This is a genomic window from Neobacillus sp. GCM10027624, assembly GCF_042675345.1.
GTDB classification, from domain to species: domain Bacteria; phylum Bacillota; class Bacilli; order Bacillales; family Cytobacillaceae; genus Neobacillus; species Neobacillus cucumis_D.
In genome coordinates this window covers 1-18,260 of sequence record NZ_JBHTHD010000019.1, presented here as the reverse complement: position 1 = coordinate 18,260, position 18,260 = coordinate 1, and the positions used below count along the sequence as shown (strand labels likewise).

19 protein-coding genes and 11 tRNA genes are annotated in these 18,260 nt (G+C 42.0%); 3 read left to right on the top strand and 27 right to left on the bottom strand.

Annotated elements, in window-relative coordinates; translation table 11 throughout:
* Positions 1–2: 2 nt before the first annotated feature.
* From dmpG to ACFQZ9_RS25495, 11 genes are all read right to left on the bottom strand, one after another.
* A complete protein-coding gene (gene dmpG, locus ACFQZ9_RS25545; protein WP_498946202.1) occupies positions 3–1,031 on the bottom strand; it encodes a 4-hydroxy-2-oxovalerate aldolase in 1,029 nt (342 codons plus the stop codon).
* A gap of 24 nt (positions 1,032–1,055) precedes the next feature.
* Positions 1,056–1,943 carry an acetylating acetaldehyde dehydrogenase gene (locus ACFQZ9_RS25540; RefSeq protein WP_498946200.1) on the bottom strand — a complete coding sequence of 296 codons (888 nt, stop codon included), beginning with the start codon at positions 1,941–1,943 and terminating at the stop codon, positions 1,056–1,058.
* Between the two features lie 110 nt (positions 1,944–2,053).
* Positions 2,054–2,845 carry a 2-keto-4-pentenoate hydratase gene (locus ACFQZ9_RS25535; protein ID WP_498946198.1) on the bottom strand — a complete coding sequence of 264 codons (792 nt, stop codon included), beginning with the start codon at positions 2,843–2,845 and terminating at the stop codon, positions 2,054–2,056.
* A gap of 100 nt (positions 2,846–2,945) precedes the next feature.
* Positions 2,946–3,725 (bottom strand): 2-keto-4-pentenoate hydratase, encoded by a 780-nt coding sequence (locus ACFQZ9_RS25530; protein ID WP_498946197.1) that lies wholly within the window; start codon positions 3,723–3,725, stop codon positions 2,946–2,948.
* Between the two features lie 65 nt (positions 3,726–3,790).
* Entirely contained in the window at positions 3,791–5,266 is a 1,476-nt protein-coding gene (locus ACFQZ9_RS25525; RefSeq protein ID WP_498946196.1) for an aldehyde dehydrogenase, read from the bottom strand.
* A gap of 5 nt (positions 5,267–5,271) precedes the next feature.
* A complete protein-coding gene (locus ACFQZ9_RS25520) occupies positions 5,272–5,721 on the bottom strand; it encodes a RidA family protein (protein ID WP_198312912.1) in 450 nt (149 codons plus the stop codon).
* A complete protein-coding gene (locus ACFQZ9_RS25515; protein ID WP_498946194.1) occupies positions 5,718–6,734 on the bottom strand; it encodes an amidohydrolase family protein in 1,017 nt (338 codons plus the stop codon). The genes ACFQZ9_RS25520 and ACFQZ9_RS25515 overlap by 4 nt, the downstream gene beginning before the upstream one ends.
* Positions 6,725–7,267 carry a 3-hydroxyanthranilate 3,4-dioxygenase gene (locus ACFQZ9_RS25510; protein WP_419180513.1) on the bottom strand — a complete coding sequence of 181 codons (543 nt, stop codon included), beginning with the start codon at positions 7,265–7,267 and terminating at the stop codon, positions 6,725–6,727. Before ACFQZ9_RS25510 ends, ACFQZ9_RS25515 begins: the two co-directional genes overlap by 10 nt.
* A 301-nt stretch (positions 7,268–7,568) precedes the next feature.
* Positions 7,569–8,096 carry an FAD synthetase gene (locus ACFQZ9_RS25505; protein ID WP_498946193.1) on the bottom strand — a complete coding sequence of 176 codons (528 nt, stop codon included), beginning with the start codon at positions 8,094–8,096 and terminating at the stop codon, positions 7,569–7,571.
* Between the two features lie 37 nt (positions 8,097–8,133).
* Complete coding sequence (locus ACFQZ9_RS25500; protein WP_498946191.1) at positions 8,134–9,630, bottom strand: 4-hydroxyphenylacetate 3-hydroxylase family protein; 1,497 nt, start codon at positions 9,628–9,630, stop codon at positions 8,134–8,136.
* A 273-nt stretch (positions 9,631–9,903) separates the two neighbouring features.
* Positions 9,904–10,680, bottom strand: a complete 777-nt coding sequence (locus ACFQZ9_RS25495; RefSeq protein ID WP_498946190.1) for an IclR family transcriptional regulator — start codon at positions 10,678–10,680, stop codon at positions 9,904–9,906.
* Between the two features lie 290 nt (positions 10,681–10,970).
* Here ACFQZ9_RS25495 and ACFQZ9_RS25490 point away from each other — a divergent pair, with 290 nt between their 5' ends.
* Positions 10,971–11,483: a flavin reductase family protein gene (locus ACFQZ9_RS25490; protein ID WP_498946189.1), complete on the top strand. Its 513-nt coding sequence runs from the start codon at positions 10,971–10,973 to the stop codon at positions 11,481–11,483.
* A gap of 166 nt (positions 11,484–11,649) precedes the next feature.
* Here ACFQZ9_RS25490 and ACFQZ9_RS25485 read toward each other — a convergent pair whose 3' ends face one another.
* Both ACFQZ9_RS25485 and ACFQZ9_RS25480 read right to left on the bottom strand, forming a co-directional pair.
* Positions 11,650–11,973: an ArsR/SmtB family transcription factor gene (locus tag ACFQZ9_RS25485; protein ID WP_498946188.1), complete on the bottom strand. Its 324-nt coding sequence runs from the start codon at positions 11,971–11,973 to the stop codon at positions 11,650–11,652.
* A gap of 2 nt (positions 11,974–11,975) precedes the next feature.
* Positions 11,976–12,434: an SRPBCC family protein gene (locus tag ACFQZ9_RS25480; RefSeq protein ID WP_498946186.1), complete on the bottom strand. Its 459-nt coding sequence runs from the start codon at positions 12,432–12,434 to the stop codon at positions 11,976–11,978.
* A gap of 265 nt (positions 12,435–12,699) precedes the next feature.
* Here ACFQZ9_RS25480 and ACFQZ9_RS25475 point away from each other — a divergent pair, with 265 nt between their 5' ends.
* The gene (locus ACFQZ9_RS25475; protein WP_498946184.1) at positions 12,700–13,206 is read left to right on the top strand and encodes a hemerythrin domain-containing protein; all 507 of its coding nucleotides are present in this window, start codon (positions 12,700–12,702) and stop codon (positions 13,204–13,206) included.
* Positions 13,207–13,373: 167 nt separating this feature from the next.
* Here ACFQZ9_RS25475 and ACFQZ9_RS25470 read toward each other — a convergent pair whose 3' ends face one another.
* Positions 13,374–13,895, bottom strand: a complete 522-nt coding sequence (locus ACFQZ9_RS25470) for an ECF transporter S component (RefSeq protein ID WP_498946183.1) — start codon at positions 13,893–13,895, stop codon at positions 13,374–13,376.
* A 176-nt stretch (positions 13,896–14,071) separates the two neighbouring features.
* The gene (locus ACFQZ9_RS25465; RefSeq protein WP_498946182.1) at positions 14,072–14,506 is read right to left on the bottom strand and encodes a GNAT family N-acetyltransferase; all 435 of its coding nucleotides are present in this window, start codon (positions 14,504–14,506) and stop codon (positions 14,072–14,074) included.
* A 115-nt stretch (positions 14,507–14,621) separates the two neighbouring features.
* Here ACFQZ9_RS25465 and pdxR point away from each other — a divergent pair, with 115 nt between their 5' ends.
* Positions 14,622–16,022 (top strand): MocR-like pyridoxine biosynthesis transcription factor PdxR, encoded by a 1,401-nt coding sequence (pdxR, locus tag ACFQZ9_RS25460; RefSeq protein WP_498946181.1) that lies wholly within the window; start codon positions 14,622–14,624, stop codon positions 16,020–16,022.
* A gap of 153 nt (positions 16,023–16,175) precedes the next feature.
* On the opposite strand, the gene nfsA is transcribed toward pdxR, so the two are convergent.
* From nfsA to ACFQZ9_RS25400, 12 genes are all read right to left on the bottom strand, one after another.
* Positions 16,176–16,928: an oxygen-insensitive NADPH nitroreductase gene (gene nfsA / locus ACFQZ9_RS25455; RefSeq protein ID WP_498946179.1), complete on the bottom strand. Its 753-nt coding sequence runs from the start codon at positions 16,926–16,928 to the stop codon at positions 16,176–16,178.
* A gap of 247 nt (positions 16,929–17,175) precedes the next feature.
* Positions 17,176–17,257, bottom strand: a tRNA-Leu gene (locus ACFQZ9_RS25450).
* Between the two features lie 23 nt (positions 17,258–17,280).
* Positions 17,281–17,366: transfer RNA gene (locus ACFQZ9_RS25445), tRNA-Leu, on the bottom strand.
* 47 nt (positions 17,367–17,413) lie between these two features.
* Positions 17,414–17,488, bottom strand: a tRNA-Cys gene (locus ACFQZ9_RS25440).
* A gap of 38 nt (positions 17,489–17,526) precedes the next feature.
* A tRNA-Gly gene (locus tag ACFQZ9_RS25435) sits at positions 17,527–17,601 on the bottom strand.
* A gap of 4 nt (positions 17,602–17,605) precedes the next feature.
* Positions 17,606–17,680, bottom strand: a tRNA-Gln gene (locus ACFQZ9_RS25430).
* A gap of 40 nt (positions 17,681–17,720) precedes the next feature.
* A tRNA-His gene (locus ACFQZ9_RS25425) sits at positions 17,721–17,796 on the bottom strand.
* Between the two features lie 15 nt (positions 17,797–17,811).
* Positions 17,812–17,885 (bottom strand) — tRNA-Trp (locus tag ACFQZ9_RS25420).
* A gap of 4 nt (positions 17,886–17,889) precedes the next feature.
* Positions 17,890–17,974, bottom strand: a tRNA-Tyr gene (locus tag ACFQZ9_RS25415).
* A gap of 30 nt (positions 17,975–18,004) precedes the next feature.
* Positions 18,005–18,077 (bottom strand) — tRNA-Thr (locus tag ACFQZ9_RS25410).
* Between the two features lie 21 nt (positions 18,078–18,098).
* Positions 18,099–18,171 (bottom strand) — tRNA-Phe (locus ACFQZ9_RS25405).
* Between the two features lie 7 nt (positions 18,172–18,178).
* Positions 18,179–18,255: transfer RNA gene (locus ACFQZ9_RS25400), tRNA-Asp, on the bottom strand.
* Positions 18,256–18,260: the final 5 nt, after the last annotated feature.

Below are 18,260 nucleotides of genomic sequence, written 5' to 3'. Positions count from 1 at the left end.
ACTTAACCCAAAACAACCTTATTCCTTTCTTTGGCAATCTCCGCAGCCACATCGACGATCATATCTTCTTGACCGCCCACTACTTTACGTTTGCCCAATTCTACTAAAATATCACGGGAATCAACGCCAAATTTAGTAGCTGCGCGTTTTGCATGAAGGGCAAAACTTGAGTACACACCCGCAAACCCGAGAGTTAAGCTATCTCTAGTAATTTCTTGCGGCACTTGCAAAATAGGTGCAACAATATCTTCCGCCAAATCCATCATTTTATATAAGTCTACCCCTGTTTTAATTCCCATTCGTTCACAAACGGCAACAAGTACCTCTGTTTGAGTATTACCGGCACCTGCTCCTAAACAGCGTACACTGCCATCAATCCGAGTCGCACCCTCTTCAATTGCCACAAGTGTGTTGGCCATAGCAAGCGACAAATTGTTATGGGCGTGGAAGCCGACATGAATCCCTACAGATTGCTTAAGGGCACGAATACGTTCTCGAACCTGTTCTGGAAGCAAATATCCTGCTGAATCAACAACATATACGGTGTCAGCTCCATAGCTTTCCATTAATTTTGCCTGTTCAACCAGTTTGTCTACTGGGGCCATATGGTTCATCATTAAGAAACCGACTGTTTCCATTCCTAATTCTTTTGCATAGGCAATATGCTGCGGTGCCACGTCTGCTTCAGTTACATGTGTAGCAATACGGGCCATTTTGGCACCTAAATTGGCGGCTTCTTTTAATTCATGTAGTGTGCCGATACCTGGTAATAGAAGTACAGCAATTTTCGACTTGTCTGCTACTGAAACCGCCGCTTCGATTAATTCCAGTTCATTTGTCCGTGAAAGACCATATTGTAAGGAAGATCCAGCTAAACCGTCACCATGAGAGACTTCAATAAAAGGAACATTTGCATCATTTAATGCTTTTGTTATGTTAAGTACTTGATCTATCGTATATTGATGATTAATGGCGTGGCTCCCATCTCGTAACGCTACTTCTGTAATGAGAATATCTCTTTCAATTGTCATGGTTTATTTGCCCCTTTCTACAGCTTAAACTGTTTCTTTCGTTAATAATTTTTTCGCAAACGCCTCTGCAATTTTCACACCAGCTGACGTCATGATATCAAGGTTACCTGCATATACAGGCAGGTAGTCACCAGCTCCTTCTACCTCCAGGAAGATGGTTACTTTATTTCCTTCAAAAATTGGTTCGGTACGTACGCGATAACCCGGGACATACGATTGAACCACTTTCTCCATTTCGCTGATCGATTTCCGAATCGCTTCTTCATCCATTTTCCCTTCCTCTACAAGCGTATAAACGGTATCACGCATGAGGATTGGCGGTTCAGCAGGGTTTAGGATAATAATCGCTTTCCCTTTTTTTGCACCGCCAACTACTTCTATCGCACGTCCAGTTGTTTCTGTAAATTCATCGATATTGGCACGAGTTCCTGGCCCCGCACTCTTACTTGCAATCGTGGCAACAATCTCGGCATATTCGACTGGCGCTACTCTGTTTACGGCATGGACCATTGGAATCGTTGCCTGACCTCCGCAAGTAATGAGATTGATATTATCCTTATCTAAATGCTCTTCAATGTTTACGGCGGCGCAGACTAAAGGTCCTATCGCCGCTGGAGTCATATCAATAACCTTTATTCCCGCTTCTTTTAACATCTTTGCATTATAGAGATGCGCTTTTGCAGAAGTGGCATCAAATACGATGTCTGCTTTTAATTCCGGATCTGCCAAAAATCCATCAATCCCTGTATCAACCCCTGCATACCCTAATTCCCTTGCACGGCGTAATCCGTCCGATTGCGGATCAATTCCGATTACAGCAGTCAGCTCTAAAAATTTAGAGTGTGCTAATTTGATCATTAAATCTGTTCCGATATTCCCTGAGCCAAGGATCGCAACTTTTACTTTTTCCATCCTATTTTTCCTCCTATATAAAATCTTCTAGAGATTGGTAACTTTATAGCCTTTAAAGCAAAGGGACAGTTCTTTCTGTTGCCTTAAAAAGAACAGTCCCTTGTGCTACCTTACTTGCAATACATCGAAACACTACCTAAACCTTCAAAAGTGGCAATGACTGAGTCTCCCGGTTTAAACGCGATGGCTTCGGACATGGCTCCGCTGAGGATGATATCTCCCTTTTTCAGTCCTCGCCCACGGGACCCTAATTCATTTACCGCCCAGGCGATGGCTGTCGCGGGATGCCCTAATACTGCAGCGCTCGAACCTGTTTGCGCCACTTCGCCATTTTTGGACATCACCATGACGACATTCCCTAAATCAATCGCCTGCGGCGCGACCCATTTACTCCCGACTACAAATTTAGCCGAAGAACAATTATCTGCAATCACATCAACTAAGGTAAAGCGAAAATCCTTATACCGGCTGTCAATCACTTCAAGAGCGGGAGCAACATATTTGGTTGCCGCTAACACGTCTTCCCCCGTGATGTTTTCACCTTGTAAATCTTTATCAAGCAAGAAGGCAATTTCTGGTTCCACCTTTGGATGGATCAGGCCCGAATAAGAGATTCCCTCCCACTCATAGGCGAGCATATCACTATGTAAATAACCGTAAATCGCTTCATTCACACCCATCATGACTTGTTTGGCTTTACTTGTTAATCCTAACTTCAGTCCAACTGCTTTGCTGCCGGATTCCGCAAGTTTACGGGCAAGCAAACCATCCTGCAGTTCATATGCATCCTTTACTGTCAATTCTGGATAGTTGTCCGTCACTTTAATGACTTCCCGTGCATCACGCTCTGCCGTATATAAATACTCAATAATTTCTCCGTGTTTATCCACTAGTAGAGTCATCTTTTATGCCCTCACTTTTTTTATTTTCACTCATTTGGCTTCTGCCTGTGGCTCATCTCTTCCTGCCCTCTCAGCAGTCTACATTTTCAAACCATCCCATTTATTCAAAATGAACCATTACAGATCCCAGCGCACCAAATTCGGCCTTAATTATGTCTCCAGCTTCAACCGGTACAGCAGCGGATAAAGCTCCTGGTAAAATGATTTCATCCTTTTTCAAGGAAATTCCGAATTCATGTAATTTGTTGGCAAGCCAGGCAACTGCATGTGCCGGATGGCCAAGTGCGGCCGCACCCGCGCCTGTTGCCACAAGCTCCCCATTCTTTAAGAGCGACATGCCGGCTGCACGCAAATCCACACCATCAAGCTCGGTGAATTTGTCACCCACCACAACTTTTGCGGATGAGCCATTATCAGCTACTGTATCGATTAATTTAATCCTCCAATCTTTTACACGGCTGTCTATGATTTCAATCGTCGGTACAACATATTTTGTCGCCATCATTACGTCCAAGAAGGTAATATTGGGTCCGACTAAATCCTCGGCTAGCACAAAACCGATCTCTGCTTCAATCTTTGGTGAAATCAATGAATCAACCTTTACGACTTCCCCATTCTCCACACGCATATCATCCAGCAAATGACCGTAATCCGGTTCATTCACATTCAGCATTTTTTGCATCGCCGTACTTGTTAATCCTACCTTTTTCCCAATAATCTTTTTCCCCTGCGCAAGCTTTACATTTACTGCTTCCAGCTGAATCTGATAGGCATCTTCAACCGTTAAATGCTCATCGCGGTCAGTTAAGGCAGGGACCGCCTCCCTCGTTTCCTCCGCTTTTAACAGCTCATTGGCAAAATCAATCGTTCGTACTGCCACCAGAAAAACCTCCTTATTCGAAATAAACAAAAGGCGAACAAGATGCCACCTTTCGTTTATCTTCATTATTTTTTCATTGTGATCGTTTTCGCTTCAGTATAAAAGTCGAAACTGTGACGCCCGCCTTCTCGTCCAATGCCGCTCGCTTTTGCACCGCCAAATGGTGTTCGCAAGTCACGGACATACCAGCAATTCACCCACAGTAATCCAGAGAAGACTTGGGATGTCACGCGATGAGCGCGCCTTAAATCATTTGTCCAAACAACCCCAGCCAAACCGTAGATGGAATCATTGGCAATCTGGATTGCTTCTTCTTCTGTCTTAAATGGAATGATCACAGGGACAGGACCAAAGATTTCTTCTTGGGCAACCCTCATTTTATTATTGACATCATAAAGAACAGTCGGTTCATAGAAGTTTCCTTCCAATAGACCCGTGACTCTCTTACCGCCGGTTGCAAGCTTTGCACCCTCGGCTAACCCAATTTGCACATATTCATCAACTGATTGTAAATGCCCCTCAGACACGAGCGCTCCCATATCTGTCGACTCATCGGTTGGATCCCCAACTTTTATTTTCTTAACTGCTGCAACAAACTTATCTAAGAATTTATCATAAATGCTTTCTTGAACCAGGATTCGGGAGCCAGCTAAACAAATTTCTCCTTGGTTGCGGAAAATCGCTTCCAGTGAACCGGCAACTGCTTCGTCTAAATCAGCATCTTCAAAGACGATATTTGCCGATTTGCCACCAAGCTCAAGTGAAACAGGTATTAAGTTTTCAGCGGCATTGCGCATGACGGTTTTCCCTGTATTCGACTCGCCTACAAAAGAAATTCTCCGGACCGATGGATGTGACGCCATCACATTGCCGACTGTGCCCCCCGGACCGGTAATGATATTCAGGACACCAGGCGGTAATCCAGCTTCATTCGCAATCTCACCAAGTAATACCGCACTTAATGGTGTATAAGAAGCCGGCTTAACCACAACAGTGTTTCCCGCTGCCAGAGCGGCCGATGCTTTCCAGGTCATTTGCATAAACGGCAGGTTCCACGGGATGATTAAGCTAGTGACTCCCGCAGGCGCATACTGCACATATGACATATGCCTGCTCATATCAAAATGCTCGTGTACCATGTATTTTGCCATTTCAGCGAAGAAGCGGAAGTTTTGAGCGGCGCGTGGGATATCAAACCCGCGGCTTTCTTTAATCGGCTTCCCGACATCCAATGTTTCGATCAGTGCAAGACGATCGACATTTTCCATGATTAAATCTGCCATCCTGCAGAGGATGTTTGATCTTTCTTCCACAGGCATTTTACTCCATACGCCACTAGCAAATGTGCGCTGGGCGGCTTCGATGGCAAGCTTTGCATCCTCTTGCCCGCCATTTGCCACGGAAGCATGCTTCTGATTTGTCGCTGGATTAAGAGAATCAAACGTTTCCCCCGAGAGAGCATCCCGATACTCCCCATTGATAAACAGTTTCGCATCTTGAATAATGTTTTTTTCAACAACTAATCCCTTCGGCACATTCATTCCTCCTATTCCTCAATCTCAAGAATTATTTCAATTTCAATCGCTGTATTGTTCGGTAATTGGGCAAATCCTACTGCTGAACGGCCATGCTTCCCTTTTTCTCCAAAAACCTTTCTGATCAGATCGGATGCCCCGTTCATGACTTTCGGATGATCTGTAAATTCCTCCGTACTATTGACCATCCCGAGCACCTTAATGAACTGCTTTACTTTGCTTAACTCGCCAATTTCATTTTTCACTACACTTAAAAGGTTCAGCATCGATTGCTGTGCGGCTAAATATCCTTCTTCCACTGTTAATTCTCTGCCCAGTTTGCCGTGGTATTGATCCACACCCTGGCCAGCGGTGAACAGCAGATTCCCCGTTCTGACACAGCCGACATAATCTCCATGTGCAGGACGTAATGGCGGCAATTCCAGCCCAAGTTCTTTCAGCTTTTCTTCCGGTGTACTCATGATTTAACCGCTTCCTTTATTTCAATATTTAAAAAGGCAAGGGCATTTCTTCCCAAGATATCTAGTTTTTGCTCTTCCGAAAGCTCTACAGTTTGATCCACCACATTGCCAGGAGGAATCTCCCTTAATAAAAACGGATAATCGGATCCCAAGACAATTTTTTCATGGCCAAAACGATCGGCCAAATATTTAATGTTCAACGGATCATAATTCAATGAATCAAAATAAAAGTTTTTCGCATAGTGGCTTGGCGGCTTGCTTATCACTCTTAAATGCGGCCAAACCTTCCACCCTTGATCCAAGCGAGGTAAGATATAGGGGAAAGATCCTCCGCCATGTGCAAAACAAACTTTGAGACCAGGGAATTTCTCAATCACACCGCCGCAGATTAAACTAGCGGCAGCAAGAGCTGTTTCACTTGGCATGCCGACGGTGTACATGAAATTATGGCGCGGCATCCTTTCTCTTCCCAATGTTTCCCATGGGTGAACAAACAGTGGTACTTCCCATTTCTCAGCCATTTCGAAGAACCCCGTAAAGTCCGGGTCGTCTAGGTTTTTCCCGTTCACATTTGTCCCAATTTCGATCCCTTTTAAGCCAAGCTCATGGATGCAGCGATCCATTTCGCGAATGGAGGCTTCCACATCCTGCATTGGCACCGTACCTAATCCGACAAAACGGTCCGGATACTTCTTCACGGTTTCCGCGATAAAATCATTCTGGATTTTCGACATTTCTTCAGCGGCCCCGGGCTCTGCCCAATAAGTGAATGTCACTGGAATTGGCGACAATACCTGAATATCGACCCCTTCTTCATCCATATCCTTGATTCTTTTTTCAGGATCCCACACCTGGTCCGTTACTTCACGGAACACCTTTTTGTCCACCATAATATTTGCACCGCAGGAACATGTTTTCTCGAGCGTCGGCCAGCGTCCGCCGCCAAATTTTTCCGTGAAGTTGGGAATGTCTTCTGGAATTATGTGTGTATGAAAATCTACTCTCATTTCCATAACCCTACTTCTTCTGACATGACATGCCCGCATTTTTCACAAGTGCGAAGGTCTTGGCTGCTATTGAATTCTTGAATGGCTCCTTTAACCTGCGTTTCAATATCTGTTAATTGAACCGTTTTGCGATGCATTTCATGATCACAGTTATCACAGAACCAAACGAAATCTTCCAGTTCTCCTTGGTCACGCTTTCGTTCAATGACTAGGCCAAAGGTATCTGCGATACGATGCGGGGAATGTGGAACATTCGCCGGCAGCATGAAAACTTCCCCTTCTTTCACGGTTACCACTTCACGTTTTCCATTGTTAATGACTTCTACAAAGCAATCACCTTTAATCTGATAAAAGAATTCATCTGAAGGATCGACATGGAAATCGCGGCGTTTGTTCGGTCCGCCAAGAATCATACAAATAAATTCGGAATCTTCCCAAAGCACTTTATTATTTACCGGCGGCTTAAGCTGATCCTTATTTTCTTCAATCCAGTTCAATAAGTTAAACGCTTTCAACTTTGTCATAGTAGATTTTGTCATTTTACAGTTCCTCCTATTTTTAATTTATTTTGTATAAAAAATCACCAAAGAAATCTATGAGCCTTGGAATTTACTAAGTTTCTAATCCGAGTATAATGAAAAAGCGCTTTCAAGAACATTCACTTTTTTCATATTATGAAATTAGTCCAATTTTTCGAGAAATATTTATTTTTGTATTTATAACTCCTTTCTTTTTTCCAATGCCCTTTAAACCAGCCTTGAAACGCTAAAAAGGCACAACTTAGTCGATATGCTAGCTGTGCCTTTTTACGCTTAAACTTTCATTTATCTGATTATTCCCTTATGTCCATCCGAGAAGCGGGACCGCTTGCTCCTGTTTTCCCTGTATAATAAGTTCTCTAATTCTCGTAGAAGAAATCCTTTCTCCATCCGTGCTGCAAATTGGGTTGATCGTTTGAACCGGGAAATATTCTTTTAATAATTGAATATCTCCCGCACGTTTATAGCCAAATCGAAAATCATCCCCAACAAAAATTTTTACAGGGTTCAATAACAATAGCTCTTGAAGAAAATCGTCGGCTGTCCGCTGAAGGTATTTTTCATTAAACTGCGCAAGCACGGTATGCTCTACCCCTAAACTTTTTATTAGTTGCATCTTTTTCTCCGGGCTAGTCAATACTTTCGCACCTTGAAAATAAGAACGCGGGGGTGGATAAAATGTATAAACGACACTCGGCAACCCTTCCACTTTGCTGTCTTTTACCATCTCCCGGAGGACAGACTGATGGCCGCGATGTACTCCATCGAAGGCACCTATAGCAATGACGGAACCATTTAACTTTAGCCCTTCAGTCTGATGGATTTTCAAGCAAATCCCTCCTTACCCTCGAATGATTTCGTGTCACTTACACCTTTTGCATTTTCGCCTTATATTCCTCCGACATCAGCAGGGATTCTTCCAATGCCCGTTCCACAAGCGGATAGGAAGGATTGTTTCTCTTATGGACATTGTAGAACATTCCCATTTTACGGACTGGATCACCGGAATAATAACGCTCATATTGCAGCAGTCTTTGACCAAATGCCTCCCCGCATAAATCCCAGGCTAACTTGAATAACCGGACTCGTTTTTCCGAAGAAACACCCTGACGGCCAACATAATATTTCTCCATGTCCAAAGCTAGTTCCGGATTTACAAAGTCCGCACCAGTTGGTGACATTAAGAGGCCGCCAGCACCAATTGTCTGTAATACTTCAATGGCCCTTGGGTACATTTTTGGAAGCAATCCCCTGATGGTTTCAAGCGGCACAATGTTTGGTAGAGCTTCTCCTTGGTCTGTAATCATATATTCATACTCAGCAATTCGCGCCAATGCTCTAATGGTCTCGACGCCTTGAATTAGCTCGGATAATTGATTTTGAACATTTAAGAATCCGTCTACACCAATAGCATCAGCTACAGAACATGCCACATCCGTTACAAATGAAAGCTTACATAATCCTCTAACGGCAGACTGATGGGCTGGCTGTAGGTTTGCACCCGTTTTAGGATAGAGTAAATTCCCTGCCTCTACATTCTGGTTAATAAATACCCGTTCCCATGGTACAAGAACATCATGAAATACTAAAATGGCATCCATTTCTTCAAATCGTGACGCCAATGGATGATCCCAAGTCGATCGCTTCCCATCCTGAGTTTCCTCTCGGCAATAGATGCAGAGGCCTGGAGTATCAAGTGGAAGGGCAAATGAGATGGCATATTTATCATCACCCGGCTTAAAGCCTGGATAAGAATAAACAATTACCTCATCCGTAATAGGTGCAAGTGTTGCTAACATTTTAGCACCCCGAACAATTAATCCATCTTCGGTCTCTTTTACTACACCCAGGTGAGTAAACTCATCATTTTGTTCAAAAGAAGCCTTACTGCGATCATTCTGAGGATTTACGATGGCATGTGTAAGAAACAAATCATGATCTCTTATATATCGGTAATAGTTAATAATGTTATCGCCATATTGTTCACCATACTGCCGGAAAAACCAATCGTTTGTTGCCATAGATGTCACGACAATATTTAAAAAATCTGGTGTTCTGCCCATCAATCCAAAAGTAGACTCAGCCCATACTTCGAAAAGCTGCCTGCGAGCCTTAAGATCATCGCCATTTCTTGGAATGAGGAAACCGTTATTCACCCGTTCGCCAGTCTCCTCACAAATATGTGTTATTTTATCTTGATATTCAGGGTCATGCTGCAGATCGTACAGCTTGGCAATCTCCTGGATTGGCTGTTTGAATACTGGATGGTTGACCAAATCTGTGATTCTTTCACCACGAAGCCATACCTCTGGAGTACGAGATTCCAATGCTTTAATATATTGTTCTCCTGTTCTAATCCCCATCTTAATTCCCTCCAAATTTTATAAGTTTCAGCTATAAAAATGACGGATTGGCCTGCTTCCTCCATACAGATGGAAACAGCACATTCGTAACGATTAAAATAAATGGCAACGTTTACATAACTGCCATTTATTAATCTTTCAATCCACCAATCTCTATCACTTGTTTATCACTATACAAAAAAGTTCATTACACTTTGATTAAGTGATTTAAAATAGTGAAACATTATGAAAATTTAGGGAATTTTTTTTACTCGTTAAAACGTTTAAGGAATTTTACCCTTTGATATATTTCCTATTATCCCTTTTCAACTCAATGTAGCCTAACTCGCGGGAAATCGCTTTAGCAGTATGTACAACGCTTTGGATAATGTGTGCGCGATGAAGTCCTTTCATATAGCTTATTGGACCAACTAAGTTAATCGAAGCAATGGTTTCCCCCGAATAGGAGAAAATGGGAGCAGCTATGGCATAGGTGCACGTATCATTTTCATTATCGCTTATTGCATAACCTTGTTCCCGAATCGATTTCAAATCCCTTTCAAGCAATTTGACATCCGTAATCGTGTTCAAACCTTGTCTTGTTAATCCTTTTTCGACTGTCTTCTGAAGGTATGCCTTATTGTAAGCAAGCAATGCTTTTCCTGCACTCGTACAATAGGCAGGATTTCTTGCCCCGAGATAGGTTGGCACTGAATCAATATCTTTTGAAGAAAATCTTAAAACATGGATTACATCACCCTGATCAAACATGGAGATGTGCGCTGTCCCATTAAATCTTTCTATTAATTCCTTCACTAACGGCATTGCTTTATCATAAAAATCCTGCTGAAACATTACTTGATTATTCCACTCAAAAATCTTCCAGCCGAGTCTATACTTTTTATCTTCATCTCTTATTAAAACTCCCTCCTTGCAAAGGGTTTTAATAAGATGATGTGTAGTACTTATGCTTAATCCCAGCTTTTCTGCAATCTCCGCATTTCCAAGCACTGGATCGTCCTGAGTAAAACAATTTAAAATTTGACATGCCCTGCTAACTGAAGTAATCAAAATGACTCACGCTCCTATTTTTATTTAATTCTTCTTCAAAAAAATAAATAAGAGGAAATCCAACTATCGAAAAATTCAAAATACACGCATAATAGTACTATAAAATAGGTTAACTTCTATTAGCAACTTTTAAATTGTAAAAACCTTTTTTTATAACCTTTTCCATGCCCTTAAAAGTTTCATAAAAGAATTTCATACATTTCACAATGTTAAATGCAAAGATAAATCCTTCATAATATTCAGATTATAATAATATAAAGTCAAAATTTATTTTTAAAGGAGAAAGATACATGCAAAAAGAAACGAATCAGGATTTATTCAAACAAATTATGGGCAACTACCCGACCGGTGTAACAATCGTTACCACAACAAAGGGGGATGGGACACCAGTGGGGCTGACAGTAAATTCATTTGCTTCTGTATCGCTCGAGCCACTAATGGTTCTTTGGTCTATTGATCACAGATCATCCTTACTTAAGGAATTTAAAGAAGGTGGGAAATTTGCTATTCATGTATTAGCAGAAGAGCAGGTTGAACTTTGTAAAACGTTCGCGACGAAACATGATGACCGTTTCAGCACTTGTGATTGGGAGCTATCGAGCAACGGATTGCCTATAATTGATGGAGTTCTTGGAGTATTTGAATGTAACACATTTAAAGACATTGAAGCGGGAGATCATACAGTTTTCATTGGGGAAGTTACCGACCTGCAGATCAATAAAGAGAAAGATCCAATGCTGTATCACCGTAGAAATTTTGGCTCTATTCCAAAAGAGTTTTATCCATCAAAGCAAACTGTGTAGATAGACAAGAAATACGCAAGCGCCTGGTTCAGGCCCGACAAACATAAGCCAAGCCGGTGGGAAGGTTGCTCTTTAAACCTCTTGACGGATTGGTTTATGACCTAGAGGGGCTTGGACGCTTGCACTGGACAATTCTCAAAGAAAGATTCCTGCTGCTATAGAGATATCATTCTTCCATTTCTGCTCTGTGCTTGATTGACTTCAATTTCCTGTCCCAATCAGTTGCGAGGTTCGCCATCCATTGAGCTGTCGATTCCAGTGGTTGTGTGCAGACCGTATAACGCATCTCACGGCCCACACGATCACAAGATACTAGTCTAGCCTTCTCAAGAACCGACAAATGCTTGACCACCGCTTGGCGAGATATCGTTACTTGAGTAGCTAATGTCGTTGCAGAGGCTTCTCCATAAGCCGCGAGGATATCGAGCAACTGGCGGCGAGTAGGATCAGCGAGTGCCGCCAAAACTTTTTCGTCTTGTTCCTTATCCAATTTCACTCCACCGTCTTTTCAGCACGTTGGCGTAAGTAGTCTAGTTGCTGTTTCCATCCATCCGTATTTTCCCTAAAAAACTTCATTCGTTCATCATGTGTGGTGGTTAATTCAGCAAAACCACTCTCAACCACAAGGAGCACAGTTCCGTCATCATTAGCAGTCAAAGTAAACTCAACCAATGTGGAATTACCTTCTCTTGGCTCCTCACCAGGAAAGGAACTTGCCCATCGACATGCTAAATAGTTTGGTGGATCCATTCGTTCAATCAGCACTGGAAAGTTGCCAAACCTTGTCTCCGCAACCACACGTTTGCCATCAACACGAACAGAATTCGGACCAGGGGCATCGCCAACCCACCAGGCTGGCTCGCTAACTAACGACCAAACCTTTTCCAGCGGTGCGTCAATGAATATCTCTCGTTCGATTTGATTATTTTCCATATCTAAATACCTCCTCAATAATTTAATTTGCAACCATATGGTAGCACATAATAATTTCACATGCAACTGACTGGTTGCACTATCGTTGTTTCTTTGCTAGGAAGCAATCGGGGGACAAAACTCCCCTCACATTTTTCCAACACAGCAGATACGGATATATGATTATTATCACAATATCAGTTTCACTTTTGGCTTATGCTTTAAGAAGAGTTATTAAGCTGTGACTGAAGCCATCATAGATGATAGGATAAGTGGTGGAGGAAGGTTGAGGAGGATTTTGACGATGAAAGTTTCGAACATTGTATTAAGTGCTCCTCTGCAACAATTGAAGGACGAACACGTGTCACTCCAGGTAGATATGGATCTTTTCTATGGGATCACTGAAGAGATAGAATTCGAATCGGGTCCAGCTGTGGTTAAACTTTTCGCGAAATTGTATGAGCAGGTTTCGGCTTTCACTGATAAGTTGAGGACACATTCCAAACGAGAGGAAGAAGGGTTGTTCCCTATGATGGCCCGCCGCCTCGGAAAAAAAGACAGAACAATCGAAGTGATGGAATTTGAACATGAGAAAGCGGAGCACCATTTACAGGATTTTCTAACTGAAGCTAATAAAAAGGCATCAACCATTGATGAAAACGATGTTCAATGGATTACAGTGTATGCCGTCCAAGCTCATGCAACCTTAACACAACATTTCGCTAAGGAAGAAAAACAGCTGTTTCCATTAGCAGAGAATATCTTGTCGATTGACGAAAAAGAAGAACTTGAACGGCTGCTTCAAGCATGAAAGAGCATTGCCTTTTACCGCCTGCAAAAACCATTCTTTACGAACTGATTGATATTTGATCATTAAATAGTTAGACGAATCGAAGACAAAATGAAAAGTCAACAAATCCAAAATTTACGTTTGCCGGCCATTTTGATATCGTTCCAAAATATGTTTCACGCTTATAATCAAGCTCTTTTCTTCAAACGCGCTGCAATTGGGATTACAATGATACCGGCTAATACGACCTGCATAATGTTTCCTGGGATGGAGCCGAATGGCTGTACCCAGTTACCGTAAAGGATGACTTCAGCAAAATAGTAGCCCACGACTTTTATAATTAGTGCAGTTGCAATTGCTAGGGTAATAACAAGGACTCTATTACCTTTGGCCTTTTCAGATATTAGACCAACTACAAAGCCCATTGCACCCACAATGACAAATGTGAACGGTGACCATATTGCCCAACCAGAGACAATATCAAAGAGGCCCATACCGAAGGCGCCTGCGATGGCTCCTGTTTTTTTTCCGTAAACCAAGGCTGCTAGAAAAAGAGGCACGTTACCCATATGGATTAAACCTCCGTTACCCATTAATGGCAGCCTTACGTTAATAAACATTGTTGCGACAAAGGTCATTGCGATGAAAAGTGCGTTTATGACGATGGCCTTTGTTTTAGATGATTCTGTTTGTAACATTGTTGAATTCATATGCTTTCCTCTTTCTTTTTTTAATGGCTTTTTTGAAGAACAATGTTGATTTTTAAACAAAGTTGATTGGAGCGGAAATCAACAACCAAGTTTAACACAGCATATTTAATATAAAAATGATACCTTGTGCAGGTAAAGATTCTGGTAAAACCTGATTTATATAGCCTTATTTTATATCAAAGTCTTTTTAAAAAAACATAGCTAACCTTGTCATATTCCATCTTATCTTCATAAAAACGATGAGCATCTCCCCGTTGTAAGCCGGATGAGAGTGAGACAATCCCAAAGCCATTCTCTTTTGCCCATTGATGGACAAAATTTAAAAGTTTTTTTCCATACCCTTTCGACCGCTTTTCTTCATCTGCCACTAAATCGCAGACCCAAATGGACCTGCCATTATATAACGTGATCATGGGCATAAATCCTGTTACAGCAACAACGCTTTCATCTTCATATAAGGCCGCTAATTGATACCCTTCTTTTTCCACAGCTTCCTGAACCAATTGAAGAAAGCTTGCTTCATTTAAATGCGTCCGCAGCTGTTTCATTATTGGAAATGCTTCTTTCCATTCCTGCGGTTTTTTCAATATCCTTATTTTTGTTCTTTCCATCTTCCCTCATCCCCTTTAAGGATCCTTTAACAATATTAAATCACAATCTGGTATAATCAAAAGTACCAGTTTCGACAAACTTAATGGTTCCAGAAATAGACTGGAGGATAAAATCATGATTGAAATAACACCCGTTTTGGATAATAGCATGAGTAAACCGCTGTATTTACAGTTGGCCGACTACATTAAAGAAGAAATCTCATCAGGTAGAATAAAACCGAAAGAAAAATTACCGTCCAAAAGAAATTTATCTAATTATCTTGGTTTAAGCCTTAACACTGTTCAGTCAGCCTATGATCAGTTATGTGCAGAGGGATATTTAGAAAGTAAACCCCGAAAAGGCCTATTTGTTACTCCTTTTGAAGATGACCTATTCTCAAGCCAGGATTATCCTCAAAAAATGGAGGTAATCAGTGATCAAATACCACAAGAAATTGCTAAAATTGATTTCAATTCAGGCCAAGTGGATTTAGAAAACTTTCCAAATGCCGCATGGCGGAAATTGACGATCCAATCTTTGGATCGGGGAGAGTTGTTCTATAATGGAAATCCTCAAGGAGAACTGTTACTCCGTGAGCAAATTGCAAAGTATTTATTTGCCTCCAGGGGGGTAAAATGTTCTGACCAGCAAATTATCATTGGAGCTGGGACCCAGTTTCTAATCGGATTATTGTGTATGTTACTCGGAAAAGGCCAAACCTATGGACTGGAGAATCCCGGATTTCATCGAACGAAAACGGTCCTACAAGACTTCGGGGCCAACACGATTTTTATCCCACTTGATGAAGATGGATTGAATATACAGGAACTGAATAGCAGTCACGCTAGTGTTGCTTATGTGACTCCCTCTCATCAATTCCCTTTTGGGATGGTAATGCCTATATCCCGAAGGTTGGAATTGTTAAAATGGGCGGAGGAAAAGAATGGTTATATCATTGAAGATGATTATGACGGCGAATATCGCTATAAGGGAAAGCCGATTCCTTCGTTGCAGGGTTTGGATCAGAAAGGACGGGTGATCTATTTAGGCACTTTCTCCAAGTCTTTAATACCTTCGATCCGAATCAGTTATCTCGTTTTACCGCCGATTTTGTTAAAGAGGTATCACGAACGCTATACCATTTATAAGCAGACGTCCTCCCGACTGCATCAGGATACCCTTTATCGCTTTATGAGTGAAGGTTATTGGCAAAGTCATTTAAATAAAATGAGAACCCTCTACCGCAAGAAGCATGCTGTTTTAATGCAGTCGATTAAAAATTTTCTTGGGGAGAACGTGCTTGTTATTGGTGAAAATTCCGGGCTTCATATTGTATTGGAAGTAAAAAACGGGATGGGGGAAGAGCAGCTAATCAGAAGAGCTATAAAGGTTGGGATAAAGGTATATCCCTTATCGGCCTATTATTATCATTCTAAAGGAAGCTTTGGTTCTAGGGTCTTACTCGGTTTTGGCGGTTTATCCGAATCTGAAATTGAAAAAGGAATTCAGTTATTAAAAGAGGCATGGGAGCTTTAGAAAATTGGTTTATAGTCTTCTATTTTATCGGACAATTTAGGGCTATGCATTCGAACAACCTTTTGGCGTTATTTGCATGTCCGAATATGCATTTTAATAACAAATATCCAAAATAAATCAGGCGCCATTTGAAAATGGCGCCTAACCTTTTTTCTATTCCAAATGAAATCCTTTGCTTTCAACAAATTCCCGCATATGAACTCTTCTCTTATTTTTCATAAAATTAGCCATGGATTCAGTCCATGTAGTTTGTTTATTATTGCTAGAACGCTGTTGATAATAGGTGCTCATTGTTTGATCATACTCGTCAAGTAAACTTCCATATTTCTCTACGTTATACTGATTTTCATGGAGGATAGCGTCTAACGGGATTCTCGGTTTTACCTCGTTCTTTTCGGCAGGAATGCCTAAGCATAATCCAAATAGCGGCACTACCTTGTCAGGAAGGCCAACAAGCTTGCTAATGGGATCGGGATTATTCCGAACACCTCCGATATAGCAGCCGCCATAACCAAGTGATTCTGCTGCCGTGATAACGTTCTGGGCAATAAGGGCGGTGTCAATGATTGCGACCATAAAATTTTCTAAATTATCGTGTTCAATGACAATCCCATGCTTTCTGCCAGCCACTTCCAAGCGCTTTAAATCCGCGCAAAATAGGAAAAAATCTGCAGCGTCGCTTATATGTTTATTTTTGGCAAGTTCAGCTATTTGATCTTTCTTTTCCTTGTCCGTAACATGAATGATGGAATAAGCCTGGACAAAATGGGAAGTAGCCGCACCCTGTCCTGATTGAAGGATTTCCAATAAATGTTCTTTTGGGATTGGGTCTGCTAAATACTTGCGGACAGAGACATGACTTTGCATCACCTTAATTGTTTCCGATGTGTTCTCCAAATTTTTCATTTAAAATCATCCTTTTTCTTCTAATTTGTTTTATTATAACCTATAAGATGAGAATGAATATCCTTCCAGCTCCTACAAGCCTTGAAGAACATTTTCTTGCTAGAATCCCTTCAAAATGATCTGCAACTCTTGAGGAAGAGAATGACAAACATCTGATTTGTTCAATATGATTTTCATCAAACAACAAAAAACGGTCTGACATAATTGTCAAACCGTTGATGTGACTGTGTTCTCACACTGTCTGTGATACCGGTGGTCGGGGTCGAACCGACACTCCTTGCGGAACACGATTTTGAGTCGTGCGCGTCTGCCAATTCCGCCACACCGGCGTGTATAAAATTTTTGAAGCTAATGCCGAGGACCGGAATCGAACCGGTACGGTAGTCACCTACCGCAGGATTTTAAGTCCTGTGCGTCTGCCAGTTCCGCCACCCCGGCGAAATCATATTATTTTAATTTTCCAATCTCAACACAAATTGTAAAGATGGAGGCGGCAACCGGATTCGAACCGGTGGATAAAGGTTTTGCAGACCTTGGCCTTACCACTTGGCTATGCCGCCATTTAAAGAGAATTATTTTTACTGACGTGAAAAAGCTCTGGAGCGGAAGACGGGATTCGAACCCGCGACCCCCACCTTGGCAAGGTGGTGTTCTACCACTGAACTACTTCCGCAAATTGGCTGGGCTAGCTGGATTTGAACCAACGCATGTCGCAGTCAAAGTGCGATGCCTTACCGCTTGGCTATAGCCCAATAGTATAATAAATTTACCACTTATTCAATAAAAATTAAATGGGGCGGCTGATGGGAATCGAACCCACGAATGTCGGAACCACAATCCGATGCGTTAACCACTTCGCCACAACCGCCATAATGAAAATAATTGGCAGGGGTAGTAGGAATTGAACCCACACCAAAGGTTTTGGAGACCTTCGTTCTACCTTTAAACTATACCCCTAAAATGGTGGAGGGGGACGGATTCGAACCGCCGAACCCGGAGGGAGCGGATTTACAGTCCGCCGCGTTTAGCCACTTCGCTACCCCTCCACATATGAGAGTTGAATTGTCAGCTTAAGGTGCCGACGAGAGGAATTGAACCCCCAACCTACTGATTACGATTCAGTTGCTCTACCAATTGAGCTACATCGGCGTATCTATTAAAACTTAAAGGTGGCTCAGGACGGAATCGAACCGCCGACACAAGGATTTTCAGTCCTTTGCTCTACCGACTGAGCTACTGAGCCACTTAAATGGCGGTCTGGACGGGACTCGAACCCGCGACCTCCTGCGTGACAGGCAGGCATTCTAACCAACTGAACTACCAGACCAAATT